The following is a 12553-nucleotide window of genomic DNA, read 5'->3' on the forward strand; positions in this document are numbered from 1 at the left end:
AACCGCAGTCGCTACGAAGCCGAAGCCCCAACCTTTAGGTTGTGGGTGCTATCACATCCTTGGCAGCGAAAGAGAAAACGGAGAACGTTCTCTGGATGTTGAGGTATTTTATGCCGGTGGCATCACAGCAATCGACAAACTGCCGGTGCGTTGGGGTGAACTCAAAACAGAACACGCAACCCAACCTTAGCGTCAAATTTGGCAAAAGATATGGCTCGTGAGATGGAAGGCTATGAGAATTCCAAAAACATTTGCGTTCACTGTTTCTAACCTGATAAGTTTCACTGTTTCTCTGTTTGTGTCTTGGATTTCATTCTCTGCATTAGCTACGCTCTCAGACGATCCATTCATATATGGCACATGGCCAGATGTGATTGCGGCAGCCTCCGTTTGGACAGCTCTTGCACTCATCATTGGAGAAATTGTTTCCGATTTCGCATATGAGGTATATCCAATTGCCATATTCTCCGCCCTCCTTATCAGTTTCTGCAAGGTGCAGGGTCACTTAAAAGGAATTATCAAAGAACGCCAGATTTGGGTCCAATGGTATCACCAACAACGGGATTCAATAACACAAGGAAACATCCTTCAAGAGATGCCATTTGTATCCGAGAACATAGAGAGCATTTCCTATTTCAGGAAAGCACAAAGGATTCTGTTCCGCCTGATTCGACATCTGATGTCCTTTGTCGTTCACTTTTCATGCTGGTTTTCTGTTTTTTCTCTGTTAGCTACGATCATACAACCGAACAACGGAATTGTAGAAGCAGCACATTATCTCGTGAGGTCCTTTCCTGATATTGCCATCCCTGCTGTTATACACGCGTTTCTCTCCAGTTATCAAGGCACAAGAGGTAGTATAAAAGGAACTAACACGGAGCGACAAACGTGGATGGAGTGGTATGACATGTGGATGAAATGGCATCAGAGACAACACGGAGCGAAAGCATACGGATACACCCTCACCGAGGCACCCCCACTACCACCATTAAACGCTTACTAACCGCCATGGAAACAGCGTACGTTCGTAGGAGGCACATACCACGAAAATCCGACAAACGCTGCTATTCATGCTTTGGAATCCGATCCCTCTCATTGCTCATTTAACGTGGTGGTTTCTGTTTGCTGCTTGGGGAGTCGTGGCAGATGATCCATTCATAGAAGGAACGTGGCCCCATACAGAAGCATTTCTAATCCTATAAATCTCTGAATCCTGATTTTGACAACTGACAACCATCCCGCCAAAAAAGATTGACTTCTCAAACGGAATAGGATATGATAGGGCAAATTGTAAATTTAAAGGAGCCACAATTGAGCAGACCAAATATCCTATTCATTATGTCTGACGACCACGCATCACACGCTATCAGCAGCTACGGGAGTCGGATTAACCAAACACCAAATCTCGACCGTATCGCAGACGGCGGTATGATTCTTCAAAATTGTTTCTGTGTCAATTCCATCTGTACACCGAGCCGTGCGAACATTTTGACGGGTAAACACAGCCACCTCAACGGTGTTAAAACATTGTCGGATCCTATTGATGGTAGAAAACCGAACGTCGCGAAGATGCTCCAAGCGGATGGCTATCAAACAGCAATGGTCGGCAAATGGCATCTTGGGCATGGCGGTAATGCCGACCCAACCGGTTTCGACTATTGGAATGTCTTACCGGGACAAGGACTCTATCATGATCCAGTAATGATCGAGCCGGATGGCAGAAAAACACACCAAGGTTACACTACGGACATCATCACCGATTTCTCGTTGGAATGGCTACAGAATCGTGACAAAGAACGCCCGTTCTTTATGATGTGTCATCACAAGGCACCACACCGACCATGGGATTCCGATGAGAAGCACGCCGACATGTTCGAGGATGAAGATGTCCCGATGCCGGACAACTTTTTCGACGATTACGCGAACCGTTCAAACGCTGCAAAGGATGCGAAGATGCGCGTCTTCGGTCACATGAGCGAAAGAGATCTCAAGATAGACACACTCGGTCCACCACCTGAAGGGTTATCAGAGAAAGAGCTGGCGAACTGGCAGTATCAGCGGTACATCAAGGAGTATCTCCGCTGTGTCGCCTCGATTGACGATAACGTTGGACGGATGCTTGATTACCTCGACGAAGAAGGTATCGCAGATGACACGCTCGTCATCTACACCTCGGATCAGGGCTTCTTCTTAGGCGACCACGGTTGGTATGACAAGCGGTTCATGTATGAAGAATCCTTACGGATGCCCTTTCTCATCCGCTACCCCAGGGAAATTCAATCCGGTAGTTCATCCGACGCAATGGCGTTGAACATCGACTTCGCAGAGACCTGGCTCGACTACGCAGGATTATCGATTCCAGATGACATGCAAGGCACCAGCCTACGTCCAATTCTCAACGGTGAAACCCCAGACGATTGGCGAGCCTCAATGTATTACCGCTACTGGATGCACCTCACGCATCACTATGTTCCCGCGCACTACGGGATACGGACGCATCGTTATAAACTTATCTATTACTACGGCGAAGCACTCGGCACAACAGGCTCAATCGATGAGCCGAAAGAACCGGAATGGGAACTCTTCGATCTTGAAAAAGATCCGAATGAGATGTGCAGTGTCTACGACGATCCAACTTATGCAGACATCGTCACCGAATTGACAGCAGAGTTATACCGACTCAAAGCAGAAGCAGGCGATGAAGAATAGTTAGCATACATGTTTTCATTATTGGCAAGGGAGATAATCTTTGACTTTCAGCAGTCAATTGTCAATTACTTACTCGTTTTGGCGGTTAGGATCGTTCTATCCGCTACACAGAAATTCTGGCTGACCGCTGACTGCTAATGGCTGATTGCTACAAAAAATGGAGGCAGAAAATGGTAAACCAAAGTCCATTGAGCAAAATTGAACCCGGTATGAAAGTTACGGCGCAGATGTCGCCGGAACCGAGTGAGGCAGACCTGCAGCTCGCTAAGCAGATGGATGTTGAATATGTAGTCCTTTGGACAAACGGCGAAAATGCGAATTACGACTATTTCATGAGTCGCCGCGAGATTTTTGAGAACGCGGGACTCAAAATCTATGGGTTTGGCAATAGCGATGTTCACAATCAGGACGGGATCGTGCTGAACTTGGAGAACCGAGACGCGAAGATTGAACAGTACAAGCGGTATATCCGAGACCTCGGTAGAGCAGGGATTCCGTATACGACCTACGCGCACATGGGCAACGGTATCTGGAGCACGGAACGGGAGACAACTCGCGGCGGTGCAAGCGCGAGGGCATTTAACCTTGAGGCAGCACAAGAGGGGCATTGGGGAGGCAAACTGTATCCGATGCCGCTTTCACACGGTCGCGAATTCAGTGAGGAGGAGATCTGGGATAATTACACCTACTTCATTAAACAGGCAGCACCTGTCGCTGAGGAAGCCGGTGTAATGATCGGTATCCATCCCGATGATCCACCGGCGGTGCATCTCGCTGGAATTCCGAGGTGTATCTTTAGCAGTTTTGAAGGCTACAAACGCGCCCTTGAAATCGCTGATAGCCCAAATGTCGGCATGTGTTTCTGTGTCGGATGTTGGCTGGAAGGTGGCGAACTTATGGGCAAAGATGTCATTGAGTCTATTCGTTATTTCGGGGAACGGAACAAGATTTTCAAAGTCCATTTCCGTAACGTCGATCAACCGCTCCCGCATTTCGTTGAAACCTTCGTTGATAACGGCTATCAGGATATGTATCACGTGGCAAAGGCACTCCGCGAAGTTAATTTCAACGGTGTGCTGATTCCCGACCATATCCCATCAATGGGGGGTGATGGTCGTATCGGAACAGCCTATACGATCGCCTACATGAACGCGCTGGTGAAGCGAGCAAATGAGGAGGTCGCTGCGTGAGGGCACCTGCACGAGTCATTTTGCTATTGCTCAGCCTGCCGCTGATTGTGCTGGCAGACACGCTCGCTTCCGACTGGAACGATTTTCTCGGTCCAGAACGAAACGGCAAGTCTCAAGAAAAGATAGACATCGGCCCATGGGGAAAAACAGGTCCCGCAGTCGTCTGGCACAAGAAGATTGGTGTTAGCTACGGTGCACCTGTCGTTGCCGACGGACGACTGTTCATGTTCGCGCGTCATGGTAACATGGCGCGCCTCACTTGCATGGAAAGCGACACCGGTACAGAACTCTGGCGGTTTGAGTATCCAACGGACTACGAAGATATGTACGGCTACAACAACGGTCCGCGCTCTTGTCCTGTCGTTGATGAAGAACATGTTTATACTTTCGGTGCCGAGGGAATGTTGCACTGCTTACGTGTTTCGGATGGAAAATTGCTGTGGAAGATAGACACAGCAGCACGCTTCAACGTGGTCCAAAACTTTTTCGGTGCCGCCTCAACACCGGTTGTTGAAGGCGACTTACTCATTGCGCAAATCGGCGACTCTCCACCAGGAACTCCAAAGGACCCCTGGGCATCAAACGGCAAACCACCGCCGAACGGCACCGGGATCGTCGCTTTCAACAAAAAGACAGGCGAAGTGGTTTACGAAATCAGCGACGAATTAGCGAGCTACGCCAGCCCTATCATGGCAACAATCGACGGACGGCGTTGGGGATTCATGTTCGCGCGCGGTGGACTCGTCGGTTTTGAACCAGCAACGGGAAAAATCGATTTCTCCTATCCGTGGCGCTGCTCGAAGATCGAATCTGTCAATGCTTCGTCTCCAGTTGTTGCTGACGATCTCGTCTTCATCAGTGAATCTTATGAGATCGGCAGCTCCGTCCTCCAAGTGTATCCAGGTGGCTACAAAGTCATTTGGAAAGACTCACCGCGCAGCCGAAACAAATCAATGCGCTTGCACTGGAACACTGCTGTCCATCACGAGGGTTACCTCTATGGTTGTAGCGCAAGACATTCCAGTGGCGCGGATATTCGGTGCGTGGAATTCAAAACGGGTAAAGTCGTATGGGCACAACGCGTTAACGAACGTGCTTCGCTACTCTGGGTGAATGACCACTTCATCTACCTCGGTGAGCGCGGACGTTTGATGCTGCTCAAATGCACGCCAGAAAAGATGGACATCCTTTCTGAAACAATCCCAAGAGACAAAAATGGGAGACAATTTATAGAATATCCTGCCTGGGCGGGACCTGTGGTGTCAAACGGATTGCTATACGTCCGAGGCGATGATAGGTTAATCTGCTTTTCGCTCACTGCTCAAAAAGACTGAGGCTAAGGCTTCCACAAAGTCGCCTCAATGAACCGTTCACCGTCAGGTTCCTCATCAAAATAGTAGGCGGTCACTATGGTTCCATCAGGACGTTGAACCGTACGGGGATATCCGACATCATGATCACCACCATTATCGCGCAAGACAATCTCTTCCCCCCACGTCTCGCCAGCATCACTACTTAACTTCGCACATATCCGATGAGGTGCATCCCGATACCCGTAAATAAGACACAGCCGTCCATCGTGAAGGAGGGTGAGCGTTGGTGGATTCCCGCCGCGTCCTGTATTTTCCACAGGTCTATTCACATAATCCCACGTCTGCCCGTTATCATCTGAGACGTAGAGATCAATCCAGTTCTCCCATTTCTCCCAGTCGGATGGGGAATCACCACCAGCGCGGCAGCGAACCGCCACCAGAATCTTTGAATCAGATAACCGAACACTCGCAGGCATAATCGCGAACCCTTCGGGTTCCGGTCCAATCTGAGACAGCAATGAAAAGGATTCACCACCATCGGCTGTCTGAGCACAGAATACTAAGCCTTCCTCACCGTCCGATTTCGATGCCGTGAGAAACAGCATACATTCATCTGCGCTTGAAACGAGATAATCCGTCCGCGCAGCAATGCCTGTATAGTCGAACATCGGCAGTCGGAAGGGACCATTCCAACTCTGGCACCGATCCGTAGAGGTATAAAACCACGAGTATGAGCCAGCCCGCAGCCCGGACCTGCTGCACATCATCGCAAAATCTGGATGCGTGAAATTAACGCGATGCGGTGTATCGAACGCAGTCTCCGCTTCCGATCTATGCCGTTCTTCTACATGTTCATCTGCTGAGAGCGTGCCTCTCGCAGGCAGACGACACGGTGTTTCCGAAACACTCCATGTCTCACCACCATCGAAACTTCTCGCCTGCATCCCTATAAATGGCTTATCGCGGTCGCGGCGATGGAACCCCGCATCCGATTTATGATACCCCACAGTAAAACCGACAACGATCTCATTGTCCCATGCCCAAATGCCGTAATTCGCTGGCCAGCCAGCATAGCGGCCCGGTTCACGATAGATTGTAACCTGTTGCATCTTCGTTTTAATTCTCCCATCTTTATGATATAGATTTGCAAATGATACTTTAAAAAAAGTCTACAGATAAGTATAGCACCGATACACCTTTTTCACTACAAAAAACTTGACGTTTTTCGGCATTACGGTTAAAATTTAATATAGGAAGAAGTAAGCACAAGCAACGCGTCGTGCTGGATATACATAATGGATCTTTTTTGATAAGCCTTCCTGACTGAACCGCAAGGGAAAAGAAAAAAATGCGAAACTGGTTGAAAATTGTCATCATCCTCTGGTTCTGTTCGCCACTGTTGGGAATCACCGACGAAAAATCTGGTGACCACAGCACTTATATCCAACATGTAGAGCAAGCCTTCCTTTTCATGTTCCAAGGCGATAATCTCGGAGCTATCTCCGAGTTTGAAGCCGCATTGGTAATCGAACCCGATCACCCTGAAATTTTGCACTATCTCGGCATGGCAAATGCGCAAGAAGAATTCTGGAACAAAGCCGCCGAAAGCTGCCAACGCTCCTTAGCACTGGTGCCCGACAACATTGAGGCACTCTACTCACTCGGTGTTGTTTATTTTAAACTCGATCAGTGGGCAGACGCAGTAGAAACACTCCAACGAGTTATAGAACTTTCACCGAAACACGGACGCGGCTATGAAATGCTCGGCAAATCACTGGTAAAACTGCGTCAGTATGCGGAGGCTATTCCAATCTTGCTGCAAGCACTCGCACTGACACCGCGGTCCCCAGGACTCTATTATGAACTCGGCATGGCACATCTCAATTTAAAGGCATATCCAGAAGCAATAGAAAACTTCAAACAGGCGATAGCGTATGGACCCACCGGTTACGCTGAGCCGTACCATGGCCTCGGCACCGCGTATTTCCGCTTAGGCGACAGAGAAAAAAGCAGAGTCGCAATGCAAACCTATCAACAACTCCAAAAGGGATTTGCTGAATACGAACGCCTCACACGTCTCACACGTGCAGAACCGAAAAACCTTGAGGCATGGACGGCGTTAGCCACACTCCTAATGGACCAAAAAAGTTTTGCCAAAGCAGTTCCAATCTTTCAGAAATGCATCGAACTCTCGCCCGACAACGCCGACTTCTATCACGGACTGAGCCGTGCCTTCATGAATCTCAACTATCCGAAGCACGCAGCAGAAGCCGCCAGAAAAGCCATTCAATTGATGCCCAACCAAGCGATTCTCTATAACACCCTTGGTGGTGCTTATGCGATGCAAGGCGACTCACAAAAAGCAATTGGTGCCTTTCGAAAAGCGGTTGAACTCGACGGCGAGCAACCCTACTATCACCTCAACCTTTCAAGACTCTATCAGGGCATCGGCAACCAAAAACTCGCGCAGGAACACCAACGCGTCTATGAATACCTTTTATCTCAAAAGAAGAAGTAGCTACTTCGGCATTATCATCCTGCTCTTGAGTGTCGGTATCTGTTTCGGGGCATTCGCGCAGGACACAGAGGAACTCATATTAGTCTCCGCAGGTACCTTCACGATGGGCAGCGATACCCGCGCCGCTGATGAAAAACCGATGCACAAGGTCTACCTTGATGCCTATTACATCAGCAAATACGAGGTCACAAACGCCGAGTATTACGAATTCTGGAAACAGCAATTAGAGACCACCTCTCCAGAAAAAACGCCGCCACACACCCCAGAAAATTTCACACATCTTCCACAGATCGGCGACTGGCCCGCACGCGCAAAACAGTTCCCGAATCATCCTGTTGTCGGTGTGTCGTGGCACGACGCAAACGCTTACGCCGCTTGGAAAGGCATGCGACTCCCAACAGAAGCGGAGTGGGAGAAGGCTGCACGCGGCTATACCAATAGAACATGGCCCTGGGGAAACGCCTTAGAACCGTATGCGAATACCACTGCCAAGGATGACGGCTACGAGAACAGTCTCGCCCCTGTGGGCAGCTTCCCGAAAGGCAAAAGCTACTATGGCGCAATGGATATGGCGGGCAACGTCTGGGAGTGGACCGCCGATTGGTACAGCGATGTCTACTATTGGCACAGTTCACAAGCCGCGACGAAACGTCCCAAGCGGAATCCAACGGGACCGGCTGTCGGCAGCTGGCGCGTTATCCGCGGCGGTTCATGGATTGACACGATCGCCCGATGTAGCACCACGTTTCGGTTCTATCTCTATCCTAACCTAAAAACCTCCTTTGTCGGCTTCCGATTGGCAAAGACTGCCGAAAAAACGAAAAGTAAGCCATGAAACCTTGTCCAGTGATACAATGCGAATAAATCAAAATCTGAAGTCGTTTTTACCATCCCTTTTAATTTTTCTGCTAACCGCAGGCAGTGTCGTCTCGCAACCTCCTACCTTCGTGGATGTCACCGAAGAAGCAGGCATCCACTTCAAACACAACAGCGGCGCAACCGAGCACAAGCATATCATCGAAACAATGGGGTCAGGTGGGATCTTCTTTGATTACGACACCGACGGCGATGTTGACCTCTATTTTGTTGACAGTGGTAACGTCCCCTCAGAGAAACAGCAAGCATCTGGTAACGTCCTCTACCGAAACGAAGGTGATGGGCGTTTCACGGATGTTACTGAAATCTCAGGAACAGGGGATACAGGGTACGGGATGGCGGCATCTGCGGGGGATATCGACAATGACGGCCATCCCGACCTCTATGTCGCCAACTTTAGGCAGGACAAACTCTACCGAAACAATGGAGACGGCACCTTTACCGACATCACCGAAGCTGCAGGTATTGATAACACCCTCTGGAGTATTGGTGCTGTCTATCTCGATTTCGATGTCGATGGGGACTTGGATATCTTCATCGTCAATTATCTTGTGTATGAGACCTCAATGCCAGTGACAACCTACAAAGGTATTGTCGGTTACGGGCATCCGCGCAGCTACGAAGGCACTCCCGATGTGCTTTACCGAAACAACGGTGATGGCACCTTCACCAATATCTCGGAAATGGCGGGCGTGACAAACCCCGTCGAGGGCAGGGGTATGGCAGCCGTCGCTTGGGACTACGATCAAGATGGATTGCCTGATATTTACGTCGCCAATGATACCAACAGAAACTTTCTGTACCATAATAACGGTGATGGCACCTTCACGGATGAAAGTACTTTCATCGGCGTGGGATATGACGAGAGAGGTGTCGCCGAAGGTTCCATGGGAGTAGACAGTGCTGATTATGACGGCGATGGATGGTTCGATCTAATCGTTGCGAATTCGGAGAAGGCAACCCTCTATAAAAACGAGGAGGGACTTTTCTTTTTCGATGCAACAGCGGACAGCGGGTTGGAACAACCGACACTGCCGTTCATCGGTTTCAGTCCGCTCTTTCTGGATTACGATAACGACGGACACGTCGACATGTTCTGTGCGAATGGAAACCCACAAGATGTCGTTGAACTATTGGTGGACCATGACACCTACGCCCAACGCGACCAGATGTTTCAAAACAACGGCGACGGCACCTACAGCGATATATCAGAAGCCGCTGGGGATTACTTCTCAAAGGAATTCGTTGGTAGAGCCGCTGCGACCGCCGACTACGACAACGACGGCGATATGGATATCGTCATCATGAATTCCAATCAACGCGCGGTCCTGCTTCGGAACGACGGAGGAAATCGGAAAAACTGGTTGGGCATTAAACTGGTCGGCACACAGAACAACCGAGACGGGATTGGAACTAAGGTCACACTCACGACAGAGGACATGACACAGATAAGAGAAGTAAAAAGCGGTTCAAGCTACGCATCGGGCAGTGATACGCGCTTGTTGTTTGGCTTAGGCGAGAGTCAGCATGTTAAGAAGGTGTCCATCGTCTGGCAAAGCGGCACCTTACAAGAATTGGAAGACATATCCGCCAACCAGATATTGACGATTGTAGAATCGGAAGAGTAGGGCGATTTCAAAACACACTCACCAATAAACGTAGACAACAAAAAACCCGCATCCAGTCGGATACGGGTTCCTTGTTAAATAATAAAGATTACTGACGCTTGAGATCCGCCCACCGAACCGCCAGTTTACCTTTCGGTTCAACCGGTGTCAGGACATCCAAGAACTGGTTATCCAACGTGGGGGCGATGAGAAGGTCGGTATCAGCGGCATCAAAGCGGAGGTTGACGTAATCCGCGCCGCCCGATTCACCACATTTGAAGTGCAAGAAATTCTCACCCGCCTTAAAATTAACCTCTGTCGGTGTCAGGACTTCCCGAACACCGCCTGTCCATCTGGACTCATCATACACCTGCTCACCGTTAATCCAAATTTGGGCGTGATCGTCATGTGCGGGGTACATTGTCGCTGTCTGTGCCTCCGGTGCAATAACGACAATAATACCGTGCCACGTGATTTCCCCCCCATCAGCAAGACCGTGGCTTGTGGACATGTTCAGCTGGTCTTGTGTATTGATGTCAACAATCGACCAAGCGAGCGCGCCACCGTTGTCTGGAAGGTTCACGACAGCATTCGCTGTTTTTCCGGCACCGTCGCGCGTGGAAACGGAAGCGTTTGAAATCAAACCACCGCTGCCTTCAGCGAGGTAGTCGATACCTGCAGATGTGGTAAAACCACCGGTATTGGTGACGAGGTCGAGCCCCCACCATTTTGCAATCCAAGTATCACCTGCTGGCTGCCAATTTTGCGCAAACGCCATCGGCGAAATCATGACAACGCAGGCAAGTGCGATAAAGATTGTGAATTTTTTCATAGCTATGAAATCTCCTTCTTTAAAAAATATACACAAGGTTCAGAATTTTTGAGTAAGAAGCGCGCTTCTCAAAATCCCATCACCTCATCAAATTTTACTTTTGGTGATAGCAGTACTGCGTGCTAATCACGCATTTTAAGGCTGACGTTCCATCGGTAAACCGATACCGATGTCGGTTTTCGCCAGCGGTGCGATTCCTCTTTTGATCCTTCGCGAGGTAGTATACGTCACCCGGAAGAAGTTAATAGAAGGCACTTTAAATAAATTATAGCACTTTTCACATATAAATTGCAAGAAAAAAGTGCAAAGCAACCGATTTTCTATAAAGTTTAGCAGAAAACACCAATTCTGTCAACTTTAATTTGATCAACGCCGTTATGTATGATATAATAACTCGAATTCTGGAAAACACCAATTATCCCTTTCTCCACACATACTATGGAAACGTATTTTGATCTCTTGGGTTACGTTTTATGAAAACAATACGGTTGTTAGTTTTTGTCATACTGAATCTGTTCGTGCTAACCTTAAGCATTTCTCCGCTTTTTGCAAAAGCACCGACAACGCCTAAAATCCTGTTTACTTCTACACGTGATGGTGGTCAGCGCGATGTTTACATCATGAACCCGGATGGCACTGAACAGGTGAACTTGACACAACATCCCGCAGAGGACCTCGAAGCCGTCTGGTCCCCAACAGGCGAGAAGATTCTTTTTACCTCTGATCGTGGCCGTGCGCGTGATCTGTACGTGATGAATCCAGATGGCTCTAATATCCGACGCGTCTTCAAGTTTAAGACAACGAAGTGGAGAACAGACCCGACGTGGTCCCCCGATGGCAAACAGTTCGCTTATGAGTCTATAGATTGGGGTCGTCTCAAGTTCGCTCTCGACATTGCGATCCTTGGGGAACAAGACTCGGAAACTCTTGTGGAAGGTAGTTTTCCGGCATGGTCACCGGATGGAACGGAGATCGCCTGTTCTGTAGCGGAACGACTCACATTAATCAATGTCCGCACAGGAAAACAAAAACAACTCCTACCCAAAAATGTGGAGCCTTTCCAACGCTTCCCATCTTGGTCTGCTGCGGGCGACAAACTCGCCTTCGCTTGGAATAAACACCGGGTGCCGCCTCCCGATGCGGATAGGGCTGTGCACGCGGAATGGAAGGACAAAATAACAATCTATATCATCAACCGCGACGGCACTGGACTCCAGCAGCTTATCGAGGAAGCCGGTCCCTATGCCCAATATCCAGCACTATCGCCGGATGGAAATGAAGTCCTCTATACACAAGAAATTAAGGGAGATTTCCAAATTTTCAAACTTGATTTGAACAGCGGGGTTCGGACGCAGTTGACGCATATCATCGGGTGGAATACCGGTGGGGATTGGTTTGATCCGGCATACGCATTGCCCGTAGAGCCGCAACCAGATTTGTTAACAACGACCTGGGCAAAAGTGAAAAAGCAATAGACGTAAATAATTTGTAGGGGTAAGTTTTGTGCC

The 12553-nt window shown here is 49.1% G+C and carries 11 protein-coding genes; 9 read left to right on the plus strand and 2 right to left on the minus strand.

Features of this window, described 5'->3' with window-relative positions; all coding sequences use genetic code 11:
* The 5 genes from OXH39_00005 to OXH39_00025 form a co-directional block, all read left to right on the plus strand.
* Window positions 1-190, plus strand: a 190-nt coding sequence (locus tag OXH39_00005) for a hypothetical protein (GenBank protein MCY3548811.1), incomplete at its 5' end; no start/stop codon positions are given.
* Window positions 191-232: 42 nt separating this feature from the next.
* Window positions 233-1003: a hypothetical protein gene (locus OXH39_00010; protein ID MCY3548812.1), complete on the plus strand. Its 771-nt coding sequence runs from the start codon at window positions 233-235 to the stop codon at window positions 1001-1003.
* 308 nt (window positions 1004-1311) lie between these two features.
* Complete coding sequence (locus OXH39_00015) at window positions 1312-2709, plus strand: sulfatase (GenBank protein ID MCY3548813.1); 1398 nt, start codon at window positions 1312-1314, stop codon at window positions 2707-2709.
* Between the two features lie 170 nt (window positions 2710-2879).
* Window positions 2880-3899: a mannonate dehydratase gene (locus OXH39_00020; protein MCY3548814.1), complete on the plus strand. Its 1020-nt coding sequence runs from the start codon at window positions 2880-2882 to the stop codon at window positions 3897-3899.
* The gene (locus tag OXH39_00025; protein MCY3548815.1) at window positions 3896-5233 is read left to right on the plus strand and encodes a PQQ-like beta-propeller repeat protein; all 1338 of its coding nucleotides are present in this window, start codon (window positions 3896-3898) and stop codon (window positions 5231-5233) included. Before OXH39_00020 ends, OXH39_00025 begins: the two co-directional genes overlap by 4 nt.
* A 2-nt stretch (window positions 5234-5235) precedes the next feature.
* Here the strand turns inward: OXH39_00025 and OXH39_00030 are convergent, their stop codons facing one another.
* Window positions 5236-6321: a sialidase family protein gene (locus tag OXH39_00030; protein ID MCY3548816.1), complete on the minus strand. Its 1086-nt coding sequence runs from the start codon at window positions 6319-6321 to the stop codon at window positions 5236-5238.
* A gap of 239 nt (window positions 6322-6560) precedes the next feature.
* Between OXH39_00030 and OXH39_00035 the strand changes: the two genes are divergently transcribed.
* From OXH39_00035 to OXH39_00045, 3 genes are read left to right on the plus strand one after another with little or no spacing between them, the layout of a single operon-like run.
* Window positions 6561-7730, plus strand: a complete 1170-nt coding sequence (locus tag OXH39_00035) for a tetratricopeptide repeat protein (GenBank protein MCY3548817.1) — start codon at window positions 6561-6563, stop codon at window positions 7728-7730.
* Window positions 7699-8565 (plus strand): formylglycine-generating enzyme family protein, encoded by an 867-nt coding sequence (locus OXH39_00040; GenBank protein MCY3548818.1) that lies wholly within the window; start codon window positions 7699-7701, stop codon window positions 8563-8565. The genes OXH39_00035 and OXH39_00040 overlap by 32 nt, the downstream gene beginning before the upstream one ends.
* Window positions 8566-8584: 19 nt before the next feature.
* Window positions 8585-10234 carry a CRTAC1 family protein gene (locus OXH39_00045; GenBank protein ID MCY3548819.1) on the plus strand — a complete coding sequence of 550 codons (1650 nt, stop codon included), beginning with the start codon at window positions 8585-8587 and terminating at the stop codon, window positions 10232-10234.
* An 88-nt stretch (window positions 10235-10322) separates the two neighbouring features.
* On the opposite strand, the gene OXH39_00050 is transcribed toward OXH39_00045, so the two are convergent.
* On the minus strand, window positions 10323-11045 hold the full coding sequence (locus OXH39_00050; GenBank protein MCY3548820.1) for a hypothetical protein: 723 nt from the start codon (window positions 11043-11045) through the stop codon (window positions 10323-10325).
* A gap of 473 nt (window positions 11046-11518) precedes the next feature.
* Here OXH39_00050 and OXH39_00055 point away from each other — a divergent pair, with 473 nt between their 5' ends.
* The gene (locus OXH39_00055) at window positions 11519-12520 is read left to right on the plus strand and encodes a hypothetical protein (GenBank protein ID MCY3548821.1); all 1002 of its coding nucleotides are present in this window, start codon (window positions 11519-11521) and stop codon (window positions 12518-12520) included.
* Window positions 12521-12553 lie beyond the last annotated feature (33 nt).

The organism is Candidatus Poribacteria bacterium (genome assembly GCA_026702755.1).
Classification (GTDB): Bacteria; Poribacteria; WGA-4E; order WGA-4E; family WGA-3G; genus WGA-3G.